Annotated in this window: 21 protein-coding genes; 6 read left to right on the plus strand and 15 right to left on the minus strand. The window is 37.4% G+C overall.

What is annotated here, in order from left to right; all coding sequences use genetic code 11:
* Positions 1-119: 119 nt before the first annotated feature.
* From ACFIKO_RS06515 to ACFIKO_RS06575, 13 genes are all read right to left on the minus strand, one after another.
* Complete coding sequence (locus ACFIKO_RS06515) at positions 120-1,748, minus strand: BID domain-containing T4SS effector (protein WP_375673558.1); 1,629 nt, start codon at positions 1,746-1,748, stop codon at positions 120-122.
* A gap of 378 nt (positions 1,749-2,126) precedes the next feature.
* Positions 2,127-3,761: a BID domain-containing T4SS effector gene (locus tag ACFIKO_RS06520; protein WP_375673559.1), complete on the minus strand. Its 1,635-nt coding sequence runs from the start codon at positions 3,759-3,761 to the stop codon at positions 2,127-2,129.
* Between the two features lie 10 nt (positions 3,762-3,771).
* The gene (locus ACFIKO_RS06525; protein ID WP_375620165.1) at positions 3,772-3,987 is read right to left on the minus strand and encodes an antitoxin VbhA family protein; all 216 of its coding nucleotides are present in this window, start codon (positions 3,985-3,987) and stop codon (positions 3,772-3,774) included.
* A gap of 65 nt (positions 3,988-4,052) precedes the next feature.
* Complete coding sequence (gene virB11 / locus ACFIKO_RS06530; RefSeq protein WP_375620166.1) at positions 4,053-5,123, minus strand: P-type DNA transfer ATPase VirB11; 1,071 nt, start codon at positions 5,121-5,123, stop codon at positions 4,053-4,055.
* Positions 5,120-6,280, minus strand: coding sequence for a type IV secretion system protein VirB10 (gene virB10 / locus ACFIKO_RS06535; RefSeq protein ID WP_375620167.1), 1,161 nt, complete (start codon positions 6,278-6,280; stop codon positions 5,120-5,122). Before virB10 ends, virB11 begins: the two co-directional genes overlap by 4 nt.
* Positions 6,273-7,139: a P-type conjugative transfer protein VirB9 gene (virB9, locus tag ACFIKO_RS06540; RefSeq protein WP_375620168.1), complete on the minus strand. Its 867-nt coding sequence runs from the start codon at positions 7,137-7,139 to the stop codon at positions 6,273-6,275. The genes virB10 and virB9 overlap by 8 nt, the downstream gene beginning before the upstream one ends.
* Positions 7,136-7,840: a virB8 family protein gene (locus ACFIKO_RS06545; RefSeq protein ID WP_375620169.1), complete on the minus strand. Its 705-nt coding sequence runs from the start codon at positions 7,838-7,840 to the stop codon at positions 7,136-7,138. Before ACFIKO_RS06545 ends, virB9 begins: the two co-directional genes overlap by 4 nt.
* Entirely contained in the window at positions 7,794-8,096 is a 303-nt protein-coding gene (locus ACFIKO_RS06550; RefSeq protein ID WP_375673560.1) for a type IV secretion system protein VirB7, read from the minus strand. Before ACFIKO_RS06550 ends, ACFIKO_RS06545 begins: the two co-directional genes overlap by 47 nt.
* Positions 8,097-8,306: 210 nt before the next feature.
* Positions 8,307-9,293, minus strand: a complete 987-nt coding sequence (locus tag ACFIKO_RS06555) for a type IV secretion system protein (protein ID WP_375620171.1) — start codon at positions 9,291-9,293, stop codon at positions 8,307-8,309.
* Complete coding sequence (locus ACFIKO_RS06560; RefSeq protein ID WP_375620172.1) at positions 9,280-9,801, minus strand: type IV secretion system protein VirB5; 522 nt, start codon at positions 9,799-9,801, stop codon at positions 9,280-9,282. The genes ACFIKO_RS06555 and ACFIKO_RS06560 overlap by 14 nt, the downstream gene beginning before the upstream one ends.
* Positions 9,798-12,152 carry a VirB4 family type IV secretion/conjugal transfer ATPase gene (locus ACFIKO_RS06565; protein WP_375620179.1) on the minus strand — a complete coding sequence of 785 codons (2,355 nt, stop codon included), beginning with the start codon at positions 12,150-12,152 and terminating at the stop codon, positions 9,798-9,800. The genes ACFIKO_RS06560 and ACFIKO_RS06565 overlap by 4 nt, the downstream gene beginning before the upstream one ends.
* Before the next feature lie 22 nt (positions 12,153-12,174).
* The gene (locus ACFIKO_RS06570; RefSeq protein ID WP_375620173.1) at positions 12,175-12,483 is read right to left on the minus strand and encodes a type IV secretion system protein VirB3; all 309 of its coding nucleotides are present in this window, start codon (positions 12,481-12,483) and stop codon (positions 12,175-12,177) included.
* Positions 12,484-12,801, minus strand: a complete 318-nt coding sequence (locus tag ACFIKO_RS06575) for a TrbC/VirB2 family protein (RefSeq protein ID WP_375620174.1) — start codon at positions 12,799-12,801, stop codon at positions 12,484-12,486.
* A gap of 399 nt (positions 12,802-13,200) precedes the next feature.
* Between ACFIKO_RS06575 and ACFIKO_RS06580 the strand changes: the two genes are divergently transcribed.
* On the plus strand, positions 13,201-13,941 hold the full coding sequence (locus tag ACFIKO_RS06580) for a hypothetical protein (protein ID WP_375673561.1): 741 nt from the start codon (positions 13,201-13,203) through the stop codon (positions 13,939-13,941).
* 1,036 nt (positions 13,942-14,977) lie between these two features.
* Complete coding sequence (locus ACFIKO_RS06585) at positions 14,978-15,214, plus strand: EexN family lipoprotein (RefSeq protein WP_375620176.1); 237 nt, start codon at positions 14,978-14,980, stop codon at positions 15,212-15,214.
* Positions 15,215-16,265: 1,051 nt separating this feature from the next.
* Here the strand turns inward: ACFIKO_RS06585 and ACFIKO_RS06595 are convergent.
* Positions 16,266-16,601 (minus strand): helix-turn-helix domain-containing protein, encoded by a 336-nt coding sequence (locus tag ACFIKO_RS06595; protein WP_375673562.1) that lies wholly within the window; start codon positions 16,599-16,601, stop codon positions 16,266-16,268.
* Positions 16,602-17,733: 1,132 nt separating this feature from the next.
* Between ACFIKO_RS06595 and ACFIKO_RS06600 the strand changes: the two genes are divergently transcribed.
* Both ACFIKO_RS06600 and ACFIKO_RS06605 read left to right on the plus strand, forming a co-directional pair.
* Entirely contained in the window at positions 17,734-18,579 is an 846-nt protein-coding gene (locus ACFIKO_RS06600) for a TIGR01459 family HAD-type hydrolase (RefSeq protein WP_375620277.1), read from the plus strand.
* On the plus strand, positions 18,579-19,580 hold the full coding sequence (locus tag ACFIKO_RS06605; RefSeq protein WP_375673563.1) for a bifunctional riboflavin kinase/FAD synthetase: 1,002 nt from the start codon (positions 18,579-18,581) through the stop codon (positions 19,578-19,580). The genes ACFIKO_RS06600 and ACFIKO_RS06605 overlap by 1 nt, the downstream gene beginning before the upstream one ends.
* 2,107 nt (positions 19,581-21,687) lie before the next feature.
* Here the strand turns inward: ACFIKO_RS06605 and ACFIKO_RS06610 are convergent.
* Positions 21,688-22,017, minus strand: a complete 330-nt coding sequence (locus tag ACFIKO_RS06610) for a TIGR01244 family sulfur transferase (RefSeq protein ID WP_375620279.1) — start codon at positions 22,015-22,017, stop codon at positions 21,688-21,690.
* Positions 22,018-23,014: 997 nt separating this feature from the next.
* Between ACFIKO_RS06610 and parA the strand changes: the two genes are divergently transcribed.
* Positions 23,015-23,644, plus strand: coding sequence for a ParA family partition ATPase (parA, locus tag ACFIKO_RS06615; protein WP_375673564.1), 630 nt, complete (start codon positions 23,015-23,017; stop codon positions 23,642-23,644).
* A complete protein-coding gene (locus ACFIKO_RS06620) occupies positions 23,641-23,871 on the plus strand; it encodes a plasmid partition protein ParG (protein ID WP_375620281.1) in 231 nt (76 codons plus the stop codon). The genes parA and ACFIKO_RS06620 overlap by 4 nt, the downstream gene beginning before the upstream one ends.
* Positions 23,872-24,629 lie beyond the last annotated feature (758 nt).

Genomic DNA, 24,629 nt, shown 5'->3' on the forward strand with positions numbered 1-24,629 from the left:
AATGGTATTTTAAAAATCGGTGATATGGCGCTTAACGCTCCCACTTTTATGGAAAAGAGAGTGTCAAAGCACTCCTTTGCCATGCGTATTCAAAGGAAGATGCAAATTTTCACAGCTTTTTAGCTTGCTATAGCGAGCACATTTGAGCGATTTAGTCTGCGTATGTGGACTTGCTCATGTGCTTCTTTGGCCTTCTGAACAATGTTGGTAATTTCTTGTGCTTTCTGTTCTGATACACCAATACTTTTCGCGAGTGTTTCATAATCATGGTTTCTGATCGCATTATATTCGTTTGATGAGAGACGATGCTCTAAATTGCGTACAAGAGTGCGGAGTTCTTGGTACAAGTGAGGAGATTGAGACAAGACTTCTTTTTGTAATTCCGGTGATAAGGAAAGGAGATTTTGCAAGTCTTTACTTGGCTTCTCGACCGCTTTTCCGCAACGGTCTTGTTCGATTTTATGTTCTTGAGTGATTGCATGACGCATATATTTTACAGCAGTCGCATAATTCGTCACTGCGGTACAGAGCAGATTAACATGATCTTCAGCATTTTGGCGCATTTGACTTTTAAAGCTAAAAATATTGACACCTGCAAGATGAGAAATAGAATGAGGAGAGCGCTCAATCTGATTAGCAAGCTTTTGGCCTGAGTCTGGATTTTTAAAAACTTCTTCCATCCGTTCTTCTAATGCTGCTGAGTTGCCATAAACAATTTTTGACAAATGTTGAATTTGATCTCGAGCTGTGTAGACACGGTTACTATCCGCAACCCTTCTGATAAATTCACTGTTTGTTAGAGGTGCTAATGTCTCTTTGGGGATAAGCGTGTTTTCAAGCTCTTCGGCTTTGGGGGTTGTAAAGACAATTGTACCACCGGGTTTGAATGTTTTTATTTGCTCTGGTGTGAGAGAATCTTTATTGCCAAGGATGTAAGTACCTTGCGCATAGACTACAAAGCTATTCAAACCAACACTTTTATAGGTGCCCATGTAAGTTTCGCCTTCTTTTGCAACCACAACAAGACGATCATTAACATTGCACCCAACTTCTTTCATGTTGTTCATGAATTCTTTTAAAATACATATTTTTTTTGGATTGGAGATATCTTCAAAAAGATCTTGCATCGCTTGTGTATTGCCATATTGTGCTGCTTCGGTATAGGCAGCCATCATGCGTTCTTTTGTGGCAAGCGAAAAATCAAGTTGATGTTCTGCTGCTTTGGCGAGATTTTCAAAAAAGAATTCTGTTGCGTGTTCATTGCCATCTATGAATGGGTGTATATTTTTGAAAGAGATAAACAATTTTACTGCTTCAGAGTTGAATTCTTCGCGCGTTAAGCCCTGCAAATTTTCTTTTTCGGCAAGCATTCTCTCTAATTTTTGTAATTTTTCGAGAATTTCCCCATCGCTTGCAAAAGCATTGCCCAATTCTGCTCTTTTCATTTCTGGCATGGCGGCAACGCTACCGTCTGCAAATGTGAAGGGAACAGTGCGTATCTTTCCAGCCCATTCAAATGTATTTTTAAACAATTGATGATGGATATAGCATAGATAATCAGCATCAAAATATTCTGGTAGGGGTTCTTGACGCAGAACCTTTAATGCCTGTTCTGTGTCATGCGAACATTTTTCCAGAAAGAGTTTTAAATCTTTTTCTCCATATTTATTTTTGAGTATTTGGGTACCAGGATAGACATAATGATGGGGTGAGGGGATTCCTTTTGTTTTCGACTTCGCTTTTGGCATAATAACCTCCTTATAATGTCAATATGATTCATAGGGGTATTAAATTTTTGTGTGAAGTGTTCCTTTTCGCCTGTTCTTCCTATTCTCCTCTTAAATGAAGCTCTTTTCTTTCAAGTGTGTAGATGCTGATTGCTCTGTATTAGATTCTTCTTCGTGATATTTTTATAATTCTTCTAACGTTAAAGTAACCATCGCTGTATCTTACCTTTAATTCTTTTAGTATGGACCATAGTGTGGACCTAAAATGACGGAATAGAGCGTGAAATACTTCCTCCTTTATTGACGATATGGCATTCTTTTTTTCTCATAAGGGAGAGAGTGTTAAAACATCTTCCAACTTATGGGATGTTTAAATGAATTAGAAACCACTCAAAGTGTTTAGCTAGCCATAGCGAGCACTTTTGAGCGGCTGACTGTACGCAATTGCAATTGTTGGTGTACTTCTTTGGCTTGCTTAGTGATTTCGGCAATTTCCTGTGCTTTGTGTTCTGAAACACCAAGACTTTTCGCGAGTGTTTCATGATCACTGTTCTTCAGCGCTCTCTGTTCGCTTAGTGAGAGACGGCTATTAATGTTTTTTACAAAGTCGGTAAGCTCTTTTTGAAGTAAAGGATTTTTTACTAAAGCTTCTTGCTGTAATTCTTTTGGCAAGGTGAAGAGCTCTTGTAAGCTTTTGCTTGGCATTTTTACTATTTTTGCACGACGACTTTGTTCTATTGCATGTTCTTGAGTAATTTCCTTCTCCGCATGTTTTACAGCATGGGCGAAATTTGCAACGGTAGTACAGAGCATCTCAAGATGATTTTTAGCGTTTGCACGTGCTTGATTTTGTAGTCCACATAAACTGAAACCTGCAAGATGAGAAACAGAGTGCGGTGCTCTTTCAATCTGGTTGGCGAGCTGTTGGCCTAAGCTTGGATTTTTGATGATCTCTAGCATCTGTTTATCTAATGTTTTTTCTTTACCATAAACAATTTTTGCCAATTTCTGGACCTGTTTTAGGCTTGCGTGGACACAGGCATCTTGTGCAATCATTTCGGACATTTCATTTTTCGCCAAAGGAGCTAATTTCTCTTCTGGGATGAGAATGCTTTCAAGCTCTTTTGTTTTTGGAACTGTAAAGGTAAATTTGTCACCGGGTTTTAATGTTTTGAGTTGTTCTGGTGTGAGATGCTCTTTATTGCCGATGATGTAAGCACCTTTGACGTTGAGCGCAAAGCCTTCAAGACCAGCACCTCTATACATTCCTGTGTAGGTTTCACCTTCTTTTGCAACCATAACGGGACGATCATTAACATTGCGCCCAAGTTCTTTCATGTTGTTCATGAATTCCTTTAAAAGAAGTATTTTATTGGGATTAGAGATATCCTCAAATAGATGTTGCATTGGTTCTAGATCACCATTTTCTGCTACAGCAACACTGGCGAGCATCATACGTTCTTTTGTAACAAGTGAAAAATCAAGCTGATGGCCTGCTGCTTGAGCGAGCTTTTCAAAAAAGATCCGTTGTGTACGTCCGTTGCCTTCTCTAAAAGGATGGAGTTGATTAAGGAAGTTAAATAAGCTTATTCCTTCAGAGTTAAATTTCTCACGCGTTAAGCCTTGCAAATTATCTTTTTCGGCAAGTGTTTGATCTAATTTTTGTAAACCTTCAGTGATTTCATCACCGAGTGCAAAAGGATTTTCCCATCCTGTTCTTTTCATTTCGGGCATAGCGGCTGTGGTACCATCTTCAAATGTAAAGGGAAGATGGCGAAGATGACCAGCCCATTCAAAGGTATTTTTAAACAACTGATAATGAATAGAGCATAGATAGGAAGTATCAAATTTTTCTGGTAGGGGGGCTTCACGCAGATTAACCATCGCTTTTGCTGTATCATGCGAGCATTTCTCCAGAAAGGATTTAAAGTCTTTTATTCCATATTTATTTTTGAGTGTTGTGGTGTTCGGGTAGACATAATGATGGGGAGAAACTGTTTGGATATTTTTTGTTTTTTCTTTTGCTTTTGGCATCGTAGCTTCCTTATAATGTTACGTTGTCCATGAGAGTATTAAATTCCTCGAGTGAAATATTTCCCCTTGCATATTCTTCTAAAATTTTTAGCGTTTTGGAATGTAGCGCTATTCCCTCTATTGCATGGGTGCTGATGGCTGCTTCAACCGCTTCACGGCGTTGTTTTAATTCTTCCACTGTCATCGATAAAAGATTTTCGCTGTTTTCTGTTGCTTTGGTTTTCATGCATTTTTCCTTTTATGTGCAATCGTCGCTTTAAAAGAGCCTTTAGCAGCCGATGAGATCTTCTTTTAGTCTCCTCCAAAGATGTTTCGTTGTTTGAAGGGATCATAATAAATTTCTGTGACCTTAAATTTTCCTTCAACCCGTTTGCATTGGATGATAATATCAATCATTGAAATCAACAGTCCTCGAATATCATCACGCTCTAAATCACCTCCCCCGTCACTTTCTTTGACCAAAAGGGTCATTTGCTCAAAGGCAGCAAGGGCTGTTGAGGCATGAACCGTTGTAATGGAACCTGGATGACCTGAATTGACATTGCGGATATAATAAAAGGCTGTCCCATCTCGAAGTTCTTGCAAAAGAATACGATCAGGACGCATCCGTAAAGATGATTCAAGCAATTCTTTGGGTCCAACAGAGGCTAAGCCTTGTCCATCTTTTGAATAGAACATCGAGACATGATTAGGGTGCGGTATCACCAATTCTTGTGTATCTTCAATGGTGATAATACGCTCTTCTTGAGGGATTTTGGCGATTAATGCTTTTGATAATGTTGTTTTACCTGAACCAGTTTTTCCTGCAATTAAAATATTTTTCTGGCATTTTACAGCTTGATTTAAAAAGGAGACAAAGTCTTTATTGCAGTAGGCATGAGCTAAGTTATGCTCGATGATTTTGAGTTCGTTAAAACGAGAAAGATAATCATTCAATGGCGTGAAAGATATCTGTTCACAGAGCGAAAAAAGACCTTTATTCGCTAGCTCCTCGAGAGAAAAACTCTTCGATGATGGTTTGCGAATTGTCATACTAATCGTGTTTTTTTCGACAGCTGGCGGAATAACAACTTGAATGCGCTCATTACCTGGCAGAGTAGCCGATAATATTGGATTCTTGGCTGATATGTTTTGCTTGGAATAGGACGCGACAACTTTCGCAATCCCCATAAGCTCATTAAAAGAGAGAGCCGGTGCCTCTATTGTTTTCCATCCATCAATACCTTCCGTCATTACTTGATAGGGACGATTGATAACAATTTCAAAAAGACTTTCATCTTTCAAAAAAACACGGATGGGTTCAAGTTTTGTGAGAACAATCGCGATGGTTTCATCGCTCATGGTATGTAAGTTTGAGTTCATTTTAAAGGTATCGCAGAATTTTTATAAAAGTTTCTTGAAATCGCCCGATTGACAATTTGTTTTTTATTTTCAATCACTTTCAATTTATAAACGCTGGAAAAATCTAAATCGCGAGCAACAAAGATATTCACCATTTCCCCTTGGTTTTTGGATAATGTTGGAGGAATATTAGCGTAATTTTCGACGACAATATTTGCAATATTTTGTCCTGAAGAGAGTGTTTCAGTTTCTTCTTTTTCTTGTTTTTTTGCTAAACGTTTATTGGCATAGTTTGTCACATCTTTTATCAGGGAGACAAGAAGCGCAGATCCAATCCTCTCTAACCAATGGTTATCAATATCTCCATCTATACCAGAACGCCCTAAACTGTCTGTTGCAGGTGAAGCTAAGGATATAATGATACCATTAGGGGTTTTTGCTCTATTCCATAGCACAAAGAGACGTGTTTGGCCTTTTTTCAATCCGGCGCGATATTCGCCAACAATTTGGGTACCTTTATCGAGAAGGACAACACGACCATTGTCTGATAAGATATCTCTGGAGACAATACAACTGGCAAAACCTTGTTGATCACTGTTGATGGCTGTTTCTAAAATACAAGGGATAGAAGTTCCCATCGCGATGATGTAGTTTCGATTGCCAAGGGTTGAAGCACGAATACCTTCAAGCACTGTGGGTTTGAGAAGATGATTAAAACGTTGTGTCGTTTCATCAGGTTTACTTTCAAGTTGGTGAGGCAAAACACCATTATTTGTTTGTGAATCTATTTTGCTTTGTTGTGGATTTGCATAAGCTAATACAGGAGCACGTTGTGCTGCTTCCAGAAGTGAGTCATCAGAATTTAATTGATTGATGTTTGGTATTGGTAGCTCGACTTTTGGCAATAGAGCGTTATTTCGTCGAGGCTGTTCAAGGGGGTAAGGGGTAGGCTTTGCAGGGCGAAAAAGCTCTGTTTGTTTTATAACTTTTCCTTCTTTTGAAGATTCAATTGGTTGTTTTTTTTCTGTAACAAGGGTTGAATAGGCTAAGTAAAGACAGACACTGAAAAGAACAATAAGAGTAATAGCTTTCCCTATATTGTTCTGTTGACTTTTTCCTTGAGCATTTTTAATTGTATCGCGATCATTAATGCTTTTTTCATCCACGGTGTTATTCATGGCTGCTTCCTAGGTTCACTTTACGTTGTACAGATGGTGATGTCGTACCTGTTTCGGGGTTAATTCCTTCTGGTACGAACCTTTTATTAAAGATGCACAATACTTCATTCCCACGCCGTAGCGTGAATTGTGCAGCTGTTGCATGAACAATAACCTTGTTGCCTTTAATCGATTTGGGAATAAGCGCTTCTTGCCCATCAGGCGATACAATGTAAATGGCAGGGATTTCAATGTTGCCTAAAAAGGTAAAGGTTGTTGTTTTCCCATTATCATAGACAGAAGCAGGTTCAATGAGGGATGAGCCTTGGGCTTCATAAGCCCAATTACGTGGTCCAAAATCTTCATGGATATTTAAAACATCATTGACAAAGTTTTCTTCACGTTGTTTTGCTTTTTCTGCTTCGGCTAATTTCTTACGCAAGGCTTCATCTTCTGGATAACGAAACTTTACCAAGAAATACGTCTCATTACCGGCTGAAACATCCCCTTCACGGATTTGCAGCTCGAATTGATAAGATCGTTGTATTCCATCTTGGCGGCTTGTGACAATTTGTAAATTGGTCACAGGTTGGACTTCACGCGGTTTGAGAAAAACAAAGTGACCAGCCGGTGCAACTTGCCAAGCAACAGAATTTCCAATTCCTACATAGGTTACTTCTTCATCATCGGCAAATTCCAGCTGAACTGAAGAGCGAATGGAGCCAATGATTTGTACAACATTGTAGGGGTCATAATTGACAAATCTGATGCGGTTATCTTTACGTGCACTGACAGGCGCTGTTTCTGCAAGTGAGAAGACTGTGTGAAAGCTGAGAGTGATCGTAAAAATTAAAAAGATTGTTTTTAAAAGTCTGATCATTTTATCACCTCTGGATCAGATCTATATTCTGATACTTGAAAACCAAGAGGGTTGATGAGACGATCAGACGTTGAAATGTGTGCGTTCACGTAGGAAAAATTTAAGATTGAAATCCAATGGGAAACATTTTCTTTTTCATTAAAGTCTCTGACCGTTTTATAGTAACGAACTTGGATAAGATCTTTGCTTATAAAAGAGATTGATTTGATTGTGACGGTAGCAATCATGTTATGATAAATATTTTGCGGACTTTCTGGATTATTGCCCGCGTACCATTTTGCAAAACGGTTTTGTTCTTTTGAAGAAGATAAAAGAGAAACTAAACGAAAATTGTTTTCTGCTTCTGATGCTTGAAAACCTTCACGGGCACGAACATATTGGCTGGCAAAATAACGCGTTATCGCTTCATCATAGTCGTTAGGGGATTCTTTGAGGGCGCTTACAGTATCAATAATGCCTGTTGAGTTATCAACGCGGATAACAAAAGGCTCTACCGTTTTTAAAGGCGTCAAAGCTGCGACAGCTAAAGCCAGTGCAATCGTCATCAATCCAAAAAGCACTGTTAAAGCCATGGAAATTTTCATTCGAACGCGCATGCTATGCATGCGATCAATGTCAAATGAGCGCGCTTCTTTTATATATTCTTCAAGGGCATCACTTTTCACGCGTAACCTCCACAGTTTTATCAGATCGTGCTTCATGAATAACCGGCTTTAATAAGGCTGAATTGACTGTTGCTTTTTCACTTTCCAAAGTATTGAGAATGATGGGAGTGGTAACAGGCTTTAGGCTCTTTTCTGGGTGAACAACGTTTTGATTGTCCCAATTCCACTTATCTTTATTTAAAGCACGTGTATGTTTGCCATTACAGCGTGGTGGTTTTTTGGGGCCACTCAAAGAGGCGCAACCAGTAAGAGCTATTGTTAGGACCATAACAAAAGTTATTTTTCGTTTCATTTTTTGAACTCACAAATATCTTGGAATACAATGCATGAGAGCCTTTATTCTGGACACTTTTACAAGTCTATGTGATGCAAGAATTTGATTGGTTTTGTTGTAAGACCCAAGATGGTAGGTCTTATCTGGAACAGGATCATGGCGCGTGCGCCAAAGGGTGCACGCAAGGCAAAAACAAAAATTCTTACTCTTTTAAAGAGGTGCTTTATCTTAAAACCGACCACGACCACCTCCAGATCTTCCTGCTTTTGCTGCCGCGCTTGCCACACCTTTAGTAGCGTTACCGGCAGCACCTGAGATTTGTAAAGCGGCATTTTTTACTGCATTAGCACTTGTTCTTGCACCATTGGCAAGCATTGTGAAAACCTGTGTTCCTGAAGAGACACCTGTGTTAAAGTATGGTCCGCCAGAGGCCAGCGCTGTTGCAATACCGGGAAGTGCACGGAAGATAATAACCCCTATGAGCGAAATGACGATGACAGGGGGAAAAAGAACATAGATTGATTCATATGAAGTTTTGAGAACCTGTAGGATAACTTGACATATAATTGTTCCAAGCATGATCACGAGAACCTGTAAAATGGTAAAATTAACCAAAGTTGTAATCCATGCATCGGTGTATTTTCGCGTTGCATTGAACAAATACAAACTAATGAATAGAGGTCCAAGACCTATAATTAGTACGAGTGCAACTTGTGCAAACATTTGGACAATAAAGCCACCTATACAAAAAAGAATAACGGCTAAAAGCATGATAGAACCAAGAAGCCCCACAACGATCTTTTCAAAAAACCAAGCATTGTATAAAACTTCTTGATAGCGAGCATTTGCCTTTAACAAAATATAATCAAAAACATTGGAGCTTGCAGGATTGCTGTTAAGCGCATTTCCAATAGCGTTGGATAAATCATTGAAGAAAATATCCTTGACATAAGTATTAAATGTATCTGCATTCGTTGCCATTGTTGTCACAACAACGATTTTAACAACGTTATTGAGAAGACTATGCATGGAAAGCGCAACGCGACCTGTCATAACATTATAGCCATAAAGAAAGATAAAAATGATTGCGGCGAGATTTAAGGGCGCTGAAATAGCAGAAGATAACCCACTCACCGTTGAGTCCATCACATTATCGAGGGGGGATAAAATATACCCAGAAATGCTTTCAAATGGAGAAAAACTAAAGTCTGACATTTGTATTCATACTTTCAAGTTTTTCTTTTAATTGTTTTTCTTTTTCTTTTAATTGCGCCTCAAGATATTTATGCTTTTGTTGTTCCTTTTCTTCACGCATTTCGTCTTTTGTTTTCGTATCTCTTGCTTGAATCATATCAAGAGACTGAAGTTTTAAAGAAGCCACTTGAAGATCGGCTTGAAGAAGAGAAAGTTTTACTTGAAGCTCTTGTTGAAGAGCTTGAAGCTTCTGCAATTCTTCAAGGCTAGGTTTTTTTACAGCTTCTGTTGTTGTTGTATCTGTTTGTGACTTAAGTTGTTCAAGTTGATGACTTATTGCTTTAATTTTTTTTGCAGTTTCAGTTGCAGTTTTATATATGCTTTCAGCTGTTTCTGATTTTGCAGCATCTAATTTTTGTGTGTTCTCGAGTGCTTGTTTATAATATTCATCTGCATCGGGTGTCGTTTGTGATATTGCATGAGAAATAAAAGAAAAAGATAACAGTGTAACTAAGCCATATTTTTTCATTGATTTTTTCTCCTTTGATAAAATATGGGCAGCCATTTGTCAGGGGCAGCTCCATATTCGTTGATAATTTCATTCATGAGTTCAATGTTTTTTGTTGTGCCGCTTAAAACGGCGATCTCATCATTCATTCCACGTAAGTTAAGTTCTGCAACGACGGAACTTTGTCCTTGTTTGACGAGAAAACGGCGAGATTCTCTGCTTAATTCTGATTGTATCAGTTCAAATTCACGCTCAGTAAGTTTGAAAGCTTCGACATAATCATTGTAATTTGCTTTTTGATTTGGAAAAAATATTTGGGTGGGGCATTGCTCAATAATTGTGTGCGCGATTGTTGAGTTCAAAGCATCTTTAGGGCTTTGTGTTGCAAAGAGCATCATGCCATTTTGTTTACGGATTGTTTTTAGCCGATCTTGCGCAAAAGCTTTGAATGAATCATCTTCTAAAGCTTTCCAGAATTCATCAACGACAATAATGATGCGCCGCCCATCAATCAAATCAAGAATGCGGTGAAAGAGATACATCATTAAGGGGCGTCGAATTTCTTCATTGTCTAAGAAATCGGTCATGTCATATCCAATGAACTGTGCATTTAAATTGAGATCATCTTGATCATTATCAAAAACCCACCCTAAATCATTGCCTCTAATCCAGCGTTGTAGTCGTATGGCAATACCTTCTTTTGATGTGTTGTCAAAAAACAGTTGAAGTGCACCAAGAGAGCGTTGTGTTGGGGGTAAGTTTTCCAAAGAATCGATGGCTTTGGCGATATCTTGTCGCTCTTCTTCTGTTACGATTTGCCCTTCAGCGGTCACCAACTTTAAGATCCAATTACGAAGAAAGATTTTATTTTTTTCAGTGTATTCCATGCCCTTTAATGGAGAAATCCCTGTGGGCTGCCCATTTTTTAGAGGTTTATATTTCCCTCCTCCAGCTCGTACAAAAATCTCTGCTCCTTGATCTTTGTCAAAAAAAACCATTGTTGGATTGTGTTTTTGTAATTGTGCAAGAAGAAAATTAACAATCACTGTTTTACCAGATCCCGATGGACCACAAACAAACGTGTTTCCAAGATCGCCATAATGAAAATTAAAATAGTAAGGTGAACCAGCCTGTGTTTTTAGCAATGCGACAGCAGCTCCCCAAACATTATCGTTCAGTTTGCCAACAGGGAAAGAATGGAAGGGTGATAAAGCGGCAAAGTTTCTGCTGGTAATGGCACCTGAACGCGCACGATAGCTAAAGTTTCCAGGAAGCTGTGCCCACCATGCTGCTTCCAATCCTAAATCTTCTCTGGCAATTACGGCTCCCCCATTGGTTAAATGGGCTCGCGCTTTTGATAAGTTTTCAGTCAATATTTTGGGATGATCAGCAAAAACAGCTAAAGAAATGTGATGCTCGCCCAAAACAAAACGATTTGATTCTAAATCATCTAGCGCTTCATCGAGTGCATCAATTTGTGAACTAGCACGGTCAGCTGCATTGATCATTTGATTTTGCTTGCGGCTCATAATCGCACTGGCGGCCGCCTTACTTTTAAAGACAAAGGATTGTGTTAAAATGAATTCAAATGGTACCGTAAGCAAACCATCAGTCATACCAGGGCGTGTTTTAGAAGGGTATTCTTTCCATCCAAACATGCCAACAAAGCGTTCATTACTTTCATGGCGAATTTCGATAATTTCTTTGCCAAAAATAACACGATCCGAGTAAATCGTTGAAGCTATAGTTCCAAATGTGAGAGGAATACGCTCACGTCTTCCCCCTACCAGCTGGTGGAGAAATTCACTTTGTTCAGAAAATAAAATACCTTCATGTTCATAGATTGATAGCAGACGGACTTCATACTCTTCTAAACCTTGCATAAGGTCTTGACTTAACTCTTCGAGTTTACGAATAGCTTCTTCATCGGGTTCAGATTGTGTTTTCTTCGCTTTACTCAAGCGCTGAAAAAATGAAACCAGTTGTTCTGTTTTATCTACTGCGGGATTCCAAAGCAGTGAAATAAACAGATCATTTCTATACAGTTCTTGCGAAACCATTTTCTTTTTATATTTTTCATCTAATGCTGTTGCAAAAGATGAAAGAAAATGACCTTCTGGGTAGATCGTTTCACGGCGGCGGATGATGTGAGAATATAAAGCAACCCGTTCATCTGCGATATTTTTTAAAAGGGTGTTTAATTGGTTGTGTAAAGAATTTAATTGATCAATATCCGCAGTGTCAAAATTTACGCCCTCAACAGCCATCACAACCATTAAACAGCGTGAATTTAAAGCAACGACATGTTGGTTGATATAGCGTATATAGGGAATATATTCTTCAGGCAAAGTTTCCCGTTTCATTATTGACATCTGTTTCACCGGCTTGGCTCCTTCAGCGTAGTTCCTTATAAGTGCGGATAAGACTCAAGGGGGAGGTAGAACCTCCTCCCCATCGGTTGAGGTTTTTTTGTTTTCCTCGGGTATTGAGCCAAGCAAATAATACGCGAAATTGGTTGTGATCATGCTTTGTCACTTCACGCAAAATAAAGTGCATCCCAATACCAAAACCAATCACGGTAAAACCACTCGTCAAAATAAAAAGAACGGATGTAGCCATGACATTGAGCGCCATCGCTTCCATTGTGACACCGGCAAACATCGCTGGTCGTGTACAGGCAAGGAAAAGAGTATCTTCGTTCATTTATGCCGTGCTCGCTAATTTACTTACAAGAGTAGGGGCACCGAAAACAATAGCAATACCAAGAACACAGTAAGCTGCTTTGCGTAAATCAATAAAGCCGTACATCCAGCCAATACCTACAGCAGCAACACATATAATTGCAATAAGCTTTGCCGTTGGACCCGTCATCATTGTGACAATGTTACCTAAAACACCATCAAGATTTCCCAGACCACCTCCACTATCAGCAGCAGCATAAGAAAGATCCGATACAAAAACTGCCGTAAAAAGCAGCATGGTCACGATAAAAATGATGTTTAGTAATCTATTATCTGTCATTTTACCTCTCTTTAACAAATAATATTTGTTCATATGTCGACATTCCATTGCCTCTAACAAACTGGAGAGTGCTGTCATTTGATGACATCTTAATTCTCCTCGTTTTTTTTGTTTTAAAAGCCTTGGTAGTGGATCTGTTCACTCTCAAGCTCTTCTTCGTAAAGAGACAGAAGTCTTTTCAAATTGAGATTGTGTTACATGAAAATGGCAATTTTAAGTTGTACTTATTTGTAAAGACAACAATATTAAAACAATGAAAGAAGGAATATTATTCTTTACAAAGTGTAGTTAATATGAAACATAGATATTTGAATTTTTTCTTTAAAAACAAGGGGATTGCTGATAAACAATGTGAAAGGATAGAAAAATAATGAATTTTTTGAGCGAGCGTGTTAGGAAATGCTATTTAAATTGATTGTTATTATTTACATTATGGGTTCCATAGTGTGGGGATTAAGCCAGTATAAAGATAAAATAGATTTCAGTATTCTTAAAACATTTGAGATGCAAGATATACAAGATATTCTCAATTTTTATCGAAAAGAAAAAAATCGAGAAGAAGAAAAGTTGGTTAAATCTATCACCAAACAGCAATTAGAAAAAAATGAATCAGCTCTCGATTTGCAGAAGAGTGTTTCATTAAACGATGTTGCAAATAATGCTGTTGTTTTTCATGGTAAGGCCTCTGTTACAAGTGGGGTTACATTTAAATTACTGACGCCTGCTGCACAATCTTGGCGCTCATATATCACCCGTGATATTCATCTTTATGGTGTAGACACGTGCGCACCACGCCAAAAAGCACGATTAAATGATCAAGAATGGCCCTGTGGTGCGGTTACAACGGCTTGGCTTGTCACCAAAACACTTGGGCAGGATTTATCCTGTAAACAGGCTTTGATGCACAATGGTGTTTATTATGCGCAATGTTTTGTTCAAGGGGTTGATTTAGCTGAGGCAGGTCTTACAGAAGGTATGTTGGTACTCTCAAAAGAGGGAAAAGATCCTATTCCAGCCCAGTATCATCATGCGGAAGACAAAGCACGTGGCAACAAGATTGGTCTTTGGTCAAGTGATTTCACTGAACCTTTAAAATGGCGACGAGATAATGGATCCTACAACCCCTTTGCTAGTCCATGATTGGTTTTAACGGACATATTTGCTAAAATCTTTATAGAGAAAGCTTTATCAATAAAATTGTACCAAATCATAGGGCAAATTTGAATAAATGGTGAGATTATTTTTGTTTATGAAGTAAATGGATGATACTTCTCTTTTCAAGGTAGGTTTGCTCTCAAAATCGCTCTTCTATTTTTACTTATGTGTTTTATAAAAGCAGGAAAATTTCATTGTTGGTGGCAAAGCATTTTTGAGTATTTGTGTTTGAAGGAGAAAATGAGACGATAAAAAAACGCTCAAGAAACGGATTTCTAGAGCGGAGTTGATAAAAGTAAAAAATAAACAGACCTCCAAATGGTGTAACGTTTGATATAACGGATAGAATATTTCACAATGTCTTAAAAAAATTTATAGCAAAAGTTTTTTTCATCAGAATTTTGTCTTCAGGATTGGATCACATTTTTTACTTCTTTAAAAGTGGTCAATCGGTTTCATTCCTTGAAAAGCTTTCATAATTATCTGCTTCTAAATTCAGACTTCTAAAAGATGGATTTCAAACAGACTCTACACAAAGAAATCTTCGTAAAAATGATTTGCATTGTTGATTGTTTTCTATATAGCACAAGACGTTTTTATTTAAGCATTCGATGGGGGAAACAATAATCAACATACAAATAGGTGAAAAGAGCTCATACTTTTTTGTAATGGCTTTGTAGTCTATTGATCGTGATACTTAAGTATTATAATGCTCATAGGCTTTCTATAGGGCGAGGGGCGCGGTTCCTATCGCAATGTCACTATTGAAATCAGTTGGACAAAAACATTAGTGCGCCTTCTAATTTCGTCATTTTACTCAGTTTGGGCTTTTTTCTTCTCATTATATTTTATGACAAACTCATACGATGGCTGTCGTGAGCTCTTCTTTACGTTATTTTACTCAGAGTGTCCACTTTGAAAGCAAGCAAGTGATAGTAAGGCTGTATTCTCGTACAGTATGAAAATTTAAAATCCATTTGGGGGATGATGTTAACAGATAAGGTATTTAAAGAGGGGTAAAATGAAAAAAATTATTTTATTATGCATGGCTCTATTATTCGCTGTGGGGTGTGAAAAAACTTATAGCATAGAGGATTTTAAGAAAGATGCAAAATTAAGGGAAGAATGGGGAAAGAAGTGTTTTCTTTCAGGACAAGCTGTTAAGGAATCTAAAAATTGTCAAAATGTTTTACAAGCAGATACTGAAATGTTTTTCTCGCCAAAGCTTAATTCTACAGATCGTGGTCATTCATTTTAACGGTTATGCATCTCAACAGTAAAGTGTGATATAAAAATTTTAAAATAAAGAAGTTATGGTTCAACGAATAGTTGCTTCTTTAATTTTTATAGCGGAAAATTTATCATTTTTCATCTTTCAGATGAGCTCCCCAAATCATATTTGCAATCCTATTGTTTGTTTCATCTTTGTTAGATTGAAGATTATGATCATGAGAAAACAGGATAGCATTGTCTTATAGAAACATCTCTTAAGGCACCCAATCCTATTTCATGGTGGTGTCCGTGAATGGTATAACGGTAAAGCAATAGAGCACCACTATCTTTACGCTTCATAAAGGTGTAAGCCGGCGCATATTTTCTAGCTCGTGGGTGTTGCTACAGCCCTTGGCACTTGAGACGGTTCATTAGGGGCATTTTTAATCCTTTCTTAATAGTTTTTTATCCACAAGGGCTCTTCCCGCTTGTAACTTGCAAGAGATATGGTTTTGGTTGCTTCAACATGGAACGGGTCTGAAATGAAAGAATCTTACGCTATTCTGGATTCTCATTTAACATGCAAAACAATGAACACTCTTTATAAATCAATGTTTTATCTTATGGTGGAGTTGGTGTGGCATTGAGATTTTAGAGGAAAAATATGCCTTTAAGAATTTATAACAGATAGCAAGTTTTTATAGCAGGTATATTAAATGCAGATCATCTAAAATAAATGGAACGTCCACAGCGAAGAAGGGGCTAATTTTTTAAAATCCGCATGAATGCTTATTCTGTTGTGCTGTAAAAACATCATCGTTTGAGGTGTGGTGTAAGGCATAAAAACTTTATGCATGGGGTGTTTTGATAAGAGAGTGTGGTGAATATTCAAGAGAGGGCTTTCTTGTATAATTTTGTGAAAGGAACCATATGAAATGGGAAGCTGAGAAGGAGCTATTTTTGAGAAGGCGGATTATTCATCAACCGGTTTAAGAAGGGGGGGCATCCTTTGATGTGTGGGAAGGAAGCCAAGAATAGGGCGTGTAGCACCCTATACTTATGTTTTTAAAGGTTTTAATTTTGATCAGAAATTAATTTTAAATTGCTTTTTGTTTGACAGATGTGAGAATTCTAAATCTTTTTAAAAGCAAATATTCCTCTTTGCTCGCTACAATTTCATCATAATGATACGGGATGTGTTTTTTTATGATGATATCAGCGTAAAAAAAGGCAATAGGGACATCCAATATATCGGAAATTTCTTTTAAACGTCCCGCGCTCACGCGATTTAAGCCTTTTTCATACTTTTGGATTTGTTGGAAAGTGACACCTAAATGATGCCCTAATGTTTTTTGAGACATTTTGAGCATTTTTCGCCTAAAGCGAATTTTTTTGCCTACAAAAAGATCAATATTAAGATTTTGATTTTGCATTTTCCCCCTCCGGTTGCGAGCGCCCTCGCATTGGTATTCCGGGAGCTTGAAAACACTGAACCCTAGTCAGCATTTTACTTTTAGTGCTTGGGGCACCTGGACATAGCAAAATCTCCCGGAATTCCGGGATACCCACACAGTGGGTTTATTTTTACGCTAGGGTTTCGGGTTTTCAAGGCCCTATTGGTCGTTGCGTATACGACCAAAACATTTTCTAATTAGTAAAGTAATTTTAGGAGATTGGCAATAAAAATAGTTTTTCTTGAGACGGATAGATTTTTTAAATGAGAGGTTATTTGCCTTTCAACTTTTTAAAACCCGCTTACTAAACTCATGTTTTCAGATTCGCTTTTTACAAAGGTAAACCTTGGTTTTTAAGCTCAAGGCACCGCCTATGGTGCTGTTCTTAACCAATAACCAAAATGACTTGTTTGATGCGTCTGAGATATCATGATGATAGGGGAAAGCTTTTATGAGTAAAGAGCCCTCATGCAAAATAAAATCAAAACAGAATAGATTTGGTTGTTGTATATCCATATGTTTGTTTAAGAAGATCTTTCTCAATGTTAGCGCCCATTTCACGAATGGCGTTTCGTAAAGTGTATAACGTAAAAGCCTCGATGAATGAGATAAAAGCTATTTTTTCTCTCTTCACGTGTTTTTATTTATACGCTCATCCCGCTTATAATGTGCAAGCGAATAATTTTGATTGATTCAATATCAACAGATTTGAAATGAGAAAAGATATTTTTTTCTCATTATGTATGAATAATAAATTATTATTATAAATCAATAATTCTATACTTAAGGAAGCGTTTTTTTAAGGAGTTTTTTGTTCGTTTTTAAGAATGTGCGTGTTTTAGATAAAAAACTGTATCAACGCAGTTATTGTTAGAATTAAAGTTTTTATGAGAAAAATGAGCATTGTGGAATGATAAGCTTTTGATATAAAGCGTTTTAGAACTTTGCACAACTTAACGATAACTTATTTATTTTGTCATTTCTTATGATTGCTATAAGCGATGCAAAGTTGGAATATGGTTTGAGAAAGCAGATGACACAAGTATTATCTTTCGGTAAGTAGTTTTGAAATAAAAGACAGCTTTAAATGATAAATAAAGATAGGTGCACCATGAATGAACTTACTCATATTGAGACTATTATAACGCATTATGATGCTGTTTTTTGTGATGTATGGGGTGTTGTGCATAACGGTGTACATGCATTTGAACCAGCATTGAAAGCATTGTATAAAATTCGAAAAATGGGAAAAAGTGTTATTTTATTAACCAATTCTCCTCGGCTACGGGAAGATGTTGCCGCTCAATTACAAAGCATGAATGTTCATCGTGACTATTATGATGCCATTATCACTTCAGGGGATGTAACGCGCGATCTCATTCGGACTGCTCCGCGTAAAGTTTTTTTTATTGGTTCACAACGTGATTTGGTGCTGTTTGAAGGGTTAGAGTGTGAATTTGTTGAAGAATGGGAGGCTTCTGTTGTCGTCTGTAGTGGTTTTCTTGAAGATTTTGACGAAGAACCCTCTGCTTATGAGGAGATGTTTCTTCGCATGCGGGCGCGGAATTTACCTTTTATTTGTGCTAATCCTGATGTGATTGTCCATTATGGAAATAAAGAATTTTGGTGCGCAGGTGCATTGGCGCGTCTTTATCAACAATTAGGGGGGGAGGTACGCATTGCTGGAAAACCTCACGCGCCTATTTATGAGTGTGCCTTTGAAAAACTTCAAAAAATTCGTGGAAGTGTGGAAAAAAGTCAAGTTTTAGCTATTGGTGATGGTCTTTTGACGGATATTAAGGGGGCGGTTCATTTTGGTCTTGATGCCCTTTATATTATGGGGGGGATTCATCATTATGATTATACGCAAAATGGTGTGGTGGATAAGCAAGCTTTGCATTCTTTTCTTGAACATCATGGTTATAAGCCACAAGCAATCATGTGGGCACTTCAGTAATGGCTAATTTTTTGCGTCTTCAGGGGATTCACATGTTTCCCTCGGCTTGGCGGGGAGCCGTGTTGGCACTTGGAAATTTTGATGGTGTTCATTGCGGACATCAGGTGGTGTTGCAAAAAGCGCTTGATTTCGCGCGAATAAAAAAGAAACCAGCAGTTGTTTTAACCTTTGAACCACATCCAAGAAGTTTTTTTCAACGTTCAGCTCCTGTCTATCGTTTGACAGAGGCAGCTGAAAAAGCTGAAATTTTTAAAGCCCTTGGTTTTAATGGCGTGATTGAACAGCCCTTTGATGCACACTTTGCCACTCTTTCAGCGGATGAATTTATCAAATCGATTTTAAAACAGGCTTTTGATGTTTCAGTTGTGGTGATAGGGGAAAATTTTCAATTTGGTCATCAGAAAAGTGGAAATTCACATCTTCTTTACCAAAGGGGAAAGAAATATGGATTTGAGGTTGTGCAAGTTCCTTGCGTTTCGCGTCTTCAAGATTCACAACAGTTGATTATTTCCTCTAGTTTTATTCGGCAGCTTCTCTCACAAGGGAAAGTAGAAAAAGCGGCCCATTTATTAGGGTATCACTATCGGGTATGCTCCAATATTATTCAAGGCGATAAACTTGGACGTCTTTTGGGATTTCCTACCGCTAATCAAATGTTGCCTCTCCAAGTTCGTTTGGCTCATGGTGTTTATGCGGTACGTTTGCGTCGTGCGAATGGTTTTTGGTATGATGGTGTTGCAAGCTTTGGTTGTCGTCCGACGGTTGTTAAAGATGGTGCGCCACTTTTGGAAACCTATTTATTTGACTTTAATGACGACCTTTATGGGGAAAGCTGTACCGTTTCTTTTTTCCAGTTTTTGCGAGGACAAGAAAAATTTGATGGGCTTGAACCTTTGATTGCACAAATGCACCGTGATGAAAAAAAAGCAAAAGAAATTTTAAAGACAGTACACCCATTATCAAAGTTGGATAGGCTGCTTACTTTTAAAAATATGCCCTAAACTTATCTGAAAAAGAGAGAAGAGCCGTAAAAATAGCACTTAAAGTGATTATAATCACAAAGAGATATTCCAAAACATCGTGGAATGTATGTTGTTTCCGTTGTTGAGAGGGAGAATCGAATATCTGAATATCTGATTTTGGCATTATCTTTTTCAAAGTTCATTGTATGGCTTTTGTTGTCATTCAAAAGTTTACTGCTTGTTTCTTTCTGATCCGTTAAAACCCATCATAAAAGATGCAGTAAAGAATAAGCTCCAGCCTATTTGGCAATAATAGACGTGAAGAGGGAAAAAGGCTGTTTTTAAAATTTATTGCGATTTTAAGCTTATAGTTTGATAAAATTTAATCGACGACTTTTTTATTTCAAAAATTTATGGTCTCTTTTTTCTAATTTGTTTTATTATGCCGTATCGTTTTTTATGATGGTATCGGGTTTATGTAAAACCTTACGCACGTGATATTTGGTATCATATGATGAATATTTTTAAAAAAGGTTTGTTTGTTGAGTCTCGTGAAGTAGAGCAGCGGTTTTGTACTAACCAATTATGTAAACGAGAATGAAGCTGATGGAAAATTCTGTAAGTCTCGTTTCTCTCGTATATTGTGACAGGAAATTTACATTAAGGAGACTACGATCGATTGCAGAAAAAAAGAAATCATTGCGAGAAAGCAGGTGTACTTGTTTCAAAAATTTTTAAATGCTTTTGATTGATAAAGGCACAATTTGGTTGTCGTAATACGTAAATCTTTCAGATTCTCAAACAAAGAATTGTCCATATATCTCCTTTGTCCTTCACAAATATAACGCCTATAATGCAACGGGAAGGCAGTCTTGTAAGCGTATGAAAATGCAAAGCCAATTATGTCTTGTTGTTTTTTGATAGAAGTGTTGGATAAAAGTTGGGACATCTTTACAATCTATGCTCGGTCTATTCATGACTTTATGGTGTTGTTTTTCTCATAAAACTTTTGCTTTAGTGATCCTCAACGCGAGCAGGATGTTTGAGACAAAGATTAAGGCGTTTTAGTGCTCTCTTTGCTGTTACAGCTTTTATATACCAGATGGGGAGAGTCCTATTGCCATATTCATTTGGATAATCTCTGAAATCAATCTACAGCCTTATTGGAGAAAAATATGAAGTTATAAAAGGGGAAATCAGTCCAGATGACTGTCTTTTTTAAATTCGGCTTTGCCACTTTCAAAAGTATCCAGAGCAATATCTCTTAAATCATGAAAATAACAGTTTCAGGCTTTTCTTGTTCTTTGAATAGGCTATCACGTCCCACAGGTAAAATAAAATGCTGGAATATACTTGTGTTGCTAATTTATGCGCTTGTTTTAAAGCAATATCTCTCAACGCTTCCCATATCCATTTTCATGATGGCATTCATGAACGGTATCTTGCAAGCTCCGTTGAGCACTATCATTTTTATGCCTAATAAAAGAGCAATCCGGTATCATTAGTTATATTGATAAGCCTTTCTTCAGTGTTGTACAGTCTCGGCTATTTGAGAGCGTTTATGAGAGGGATTTTTTCTTAACTCGTTTTATTTCACACGAACTCTTCCTGCTTGTGACATGCAAGAAACACGCTTTTGATTGATTCACTATAAATAAACTTAAGATGAGAGAATCTTACGGTATTAGGGTTTCTCACTCAATGTGCAAAATAATTAATTGTCATAAATCAATATGTTGAAATTAAGCATAGATTATGGCTTACAGCTTTTTTATAAAATATTTTTCATGCCTGTTATACGGAATATGGGTTTTCTGAGTGGTTTTACTTTTGTTTTAGTGTCTATGGTGTACGAATGAGCTCGTACTGGTAAAGGGAGAGACGAAGAAGGTGAAGCAGTGATAAAAGGTGAAGTGAAAATAAAATTCCTTGATTATCAGATGAATTTTCATGCATTTTATGGCTTCAGGTGTGCATGCTTGTTGTATATTTAACAGCAAAGTTTGCTTATAGAGCTTTATGAAGTGGACGAAGCCTGAGTAGAAAGCGCAAGACAAAGATTATTGACAAATTATTTTTTACAGATCGATGTGTATTTAAGTGTCTTCATCTTTTAAGGCGAGGAGGAAGTGCATGAAACCTATGTTTAAAGACGTGCTAAACGATAAAGATGCAGCGAGCGTGCTCCGTGATGGCAATAGGCAAGAAGAGGGAGGGGGGCTGTTTTTAAAATTGTTTGCATGGCTTCAACAGCTGACTTTTCTATAGTTGGAGGAGAAATGGGAATGTGATAGGCTTTTATACCATATTCATTTGCGACCGTTCTAATGCTAGAAAAGTCAGGTTGATGAAGCTCCTCGTGATCGGGGCGGTTGCAGATAATTGTTTTAAAGCCAGCTTGTGCCAATATTTTGATATTTTCTATGCTAATTTGGGCACTGATAAAAATATCAGGTTCAATTTGTTGTAAATTCATTTTTATTTATTCTCGATCGCACGATCTTTATGATATTCTCTAGTCTGGTATATAAAAGAACATAATAAAGGTAAGTTTTTCAATGGCATCTTAACAAAAATATTCTTTTTGTCGAGAAAATCTATTTGGGGAAAATGAGCTGTAAGATGCAAAATATCTCACTCCGCAACATGTTCGTTATTCAACCTTATGAAAGACGGCTGTTTGGTCTTTATGGATAATCTATTATGTTTACCAAACATAGACATTCCATTGTGTTGCTTGTTCACACGTTTGCTAGTGGTATCCTTATTTTTCTTAAGCCCATTTTTCCCTGTCGAGCGTAAAGAGTATAAAATTCATTGATCACCACCCTCTTTACGCTTATGAAGAAGTAAGTTGGCACCATTGTTATATTTGTAGCCCCCAATGTTACTACAGTTCTTGGCTCTTGAGGCGGTTTATAAGAAGCATTTTATCCTTTCTTTAGGTGTTTTACCTATACGCCAGCCCCGCTTGTAACGTACAAGAGACATGATTTTGATTGATTTAATATGAGAGGGCATGAAATGAGAGAATCTTCCTGATTTCGGCTCTCTCATTTAACGTGCAAAACAATGAATGCTTCTTATAGTTTGTTGTATATTCAGAGTGAAGCTTGTTTGTGGAGTTGCATTAAGTGGATTGCATGAAGGGAGAAGCCCAAAGGGTAGGCGCGAGATAAGAAACTGGATCATTTACAGAGCATTGTTCACAGATCGACATGGATTTAAGAATCTTCGTTTTAGGGCGGGGGAAGAAGAGTGTGTCTCTTGTTTAAATTTATTTTTGTTATTCTCAAGAACATCATCTTCATAATGTTTTTTCTCATGCCAAAAGAATATTATAAAGACGAAATTGCGGGCTGTCATTTTATCCTAAAAATAGGAGAAATGGTTATTTTGCACGTATTGGAGGCTTGCTTCTTTTATTACTTTCTGTATAATCGTAAAAACGATAATGCTGAAAGGCGTAATAAATGATCATTGGACTTTTGAATCAAAAGGGAGGCGTAGGAAAGACTACGTTGAGTGTTAATCTTGCGGCCAGTTTTGCGCGTACCGGTGCACGGGTATTGCTTATTGATGTTGATCCACAGGGGAGCGCATTGGATTGGGCTGCTGCGCGTGAAGATGCACCTTTGTTTTCGGTTATTGGTTTACCACGTGCAACGGTTCACAAAGAGATTACACAGATTGGTCATGGTTATGATCATATTATTATAGATGGTCCTCCGCGTGTGACTGATCTTGCTCGTAGTGCTCTTATGGCTTCGGATTTGGTGCTTATACCTGTTTTGCCTAGTCCCTATGATATTTGGGCAGCCGATGGAATTGTAAAGCTGATTGACGAAGCACGTGTTTATAAAGAAAATCTTAAATCTGCTTTTGTTATTAATCGTAAAATAGTCAATACAGCGATAGGGCGTGATGTGAACGAAGCCCTTGGCATATACCCCGTGCATGTTTTTTCTTCTAGCGTTGCGCAGCGCGTGATTTTTGCAGAAGCAGCAGCACAGGGGAAGGCGGTTTATGAAGTTGATAAGCAAGGACCAGCAACAGCAGAGATTGAAGCTGTTGCAGTGGAAATCAAGGAGTTAGCGCGATGAATAAAAAAATTAAAATCGGCACGAAACCAACGAATAAATCAATTCCTTTAACGGCGGATGCATGGGTAGGAAGCTCCAAAGGGAGCATGAGTGGAGGTATGAAGCGCCTCACGATTGATATACCAGAAAGTTTGCATCGATTGATTAAGGTAAGTTGTGCAAGTCGTGGAACTAAAATAGCCGATGAGGTGCGCGAATTGCTTTCACAAAAATACGGAAAAGTGTAAAAATGATATATGATAATAAGTTTTCGTTGGTTGAATGCTTTTTCTAGAGATGATATCGGTCGTTTTTATACGAAGTTAATAATGATAAAAGCACTCTTCCTTTTTTATAAGGGCTGCTTTATTTAAGTTGTTTTTCATAAGGTTCTATATCATTTCATGAAAGAGCTATGAGTTTGAGAAAAATTCTCCGTTTCAAACTTTTTCCTATAAATGTGATAATCATCATACTACTTGTGATCTTATATCGCTAGATGAATCGATAAGTTTATTCTTCCATAAAAAGTTTCTTTATAATGATTTTAAACGTCAGGTTATTTTTTGTTTATTTGACTTAATACATGCGTAAATCATGTAATTAAGAGTAGCGTTGACTATTTTTTTCTGTTATGCAACGATTCATTTTATTAAATTATATTCATGTTTATAAAGGGGGGATAAAAATAAATAAAATTTACTGATATTGGCGCGCTATAAGTTATTCCTAATACACAAAAGAAGTCATTGAGCATATTATAGACAGTATTTCTTACATTTATATGATTTTATAGTCTTAAATAGTTAATGCCAGTCGTAATGGTAGGCTTTTTTGCTTCAATTGAAATGTATAAGATCGCTTTTTTAGCATTTCTATTGGTATTTAAAAAGTGCAGGGGGACTTAAAGTTTTCTTTCTTTTCCGGTGGTTTAAGGAATGATAAGAGCGCAATCAGTTGATTAAAAGGTGTATTCTTTCGTTTGCAGGGAATTTGCAATGGATAT

The organism is Bartonella sp. TS82HLJMH (genome assembly GCF_042193495.1).
GTDB lineage: Bacteria > Pseudomonadota > Alphaproteobacteria > Rhizobiales > Rhizobiaceae > Bartonella > Bartonella grahamii.

What these genes read in the sequence shown, in the direction of transcription:
- ACFIKO_RS06515 (WP_375673558.1), bottom strand. Translation starts at nt 1,748, where the DNA reads ATGCCAAAAGCGAAGTCGAAAACAAAAGGAATCCCCTCACCCCATCAT.
- ACFIKO_RS06520 (WP_375673559.1), bottom strand. Translation starts at nt 3,761, where the DNA reads ATGCCAAAAGCAAAAGAAAAAACAAAAAATATCCAAACAGTTTCTCCC.
- ACFIKO_RS06525 (WP_375620165.1), bottom strand. Translation starts at nt 3,987, where the DNA reads ATGAAAACCAAAGCAACAGAAAACAGCGAAAATCTTTTATCGATGACA.
- virB11 (WP_375620166.1), bottom strand. Translation starts at nt 5,123, where the DNA reads ATGAACTCAAACTTACATACCATGAGCGATGAAACCATCGCGATTGTT.
- virB10 (WP_375620167.1), bottom strand. Translation starts at nt 6,280, where the DNA reads ATGAATAACACCGTGGATGAAAAAAGCATTAATGATCGCGATACAATT.
- virB9 (WP_375620168.1), bottom strand. Translation starts at nt 7,139, where the DNA reads ATGATCAGACTTTTAAAAACAATCTTTTTAATTTTTACGATCACTCTC.
- ACFIKO_RS06545 (WP_375620169.1), bottom strand. Translation starts at nt 7,840, where the DNA reads ATGAAGCACGATCTGATAAAACTGTGGAGGTTACGCGTGAAAAGTGAT.
- ACFIKO_RS06550 (WP_375673560.1), bottom strand. Translation starts at nt 8,096, where the DNA reads ATGAAACGAAAAATAACTTTTGTTATGGTCCTAACAATAGCTCTTACT.
- ACFIKO_RS06555 (WP_375620171.1), bottom strand. Translation starts at nt 9,293, where the DNA reads ATGTCAGACTTTAGTTTTTCTCCATTTGAAAGCATTTCTGGGTATATT.
- ACFIKO_RS06560 (WP_375620172.1), bottom strand. Translation starts at nt 9,801, where the DNA reads ATGAAAAAATATGGCTTAGTTACACTGTTATCTTTTTCTTTTATTTCT.
- ACFIKO_RS06565 (WP_375620179.1), bottom strand. Translation starts at nt 12,152, where the DNA reads ATGTCAATAATGAAACGGGAAACTTTGCCTGAAGAATATATTCCCTAT.
- ACFIKO_RS06570 (WP_375620173.1), bottom strand. Translation starts at nt 12,483, where the DNA reads ATGAACGAAGATACTCTTTTCCTTGCCTGTACACGACCAGCGATGTTT.
- ACFIKO_RS06575 (WP_375620174.1), bottom strand. Translation starts at nt 12,801, where the DNA reads ATGACAGATAATAGATTACTAAACATCATTTTTATCGTGACCATGCTG.
- ACFIKO_RS06580 (WP_375673561.1), top strand. Translation starts at nt 13,201, where the DNA reads ATGCTATTTAAATTGATTGTTATTATTTACATTATGGGTTCCATAGTG.
- ACFIKO_RS06585 (WP_375620176.1), top strand. Translation starts at nt 14,978, where the DNA reads ATGAAAAAAATTATTTTATTATGCATGGCTCTATTATTCGCTGTGGGG.
- ACFIKO_RS06595 (WP_375673562.1), bottom strand. Translation starts at nt 16,601, where the DNA reads ATGCAAAATCAAAATCTTAATATTGATCTTTTTGTAGGCAAAAAAATT.
- ACFIKO_RS06600 (WP_375620277.1), top strand. Translation starts at nt 17,734, where the DNA reads ATGAATGAACTTACTCATATTGAGACTATTATAACGCATTATGATGCT.
- ACFIKO_RS06605 (WP_375673563.1), top strand. Translation starts at nt 18,579, where the DNA reads ATGGCTAATTTTTTGCGTCTTCAGGGGATTCACATGTTTCCCTCGGCT.
- ACFIKO_RS06610 (WP_375620279.1), bottom strand. Translation starts at nt 22,017, where the DNA reads ATGAATTTACAACAAATTGAACCTGATATTTTTATCAGTGCCCAAATT.
- parA (WP_375673564.1), top strand. Translation starts at nt 23,015, where the DNA reads ATGATCATTGGACTTTTGAATCAAAAGGGAGGCGTAGGAAAGACTACG.
- ACFIKO_RS06620 (WP_375620281.1), top strand. Translation starts at nt 23,641, where the DNA reads ATGAATAAAAAAATTAAAATCGGCACGAAACCAACGAATAAATCAATT.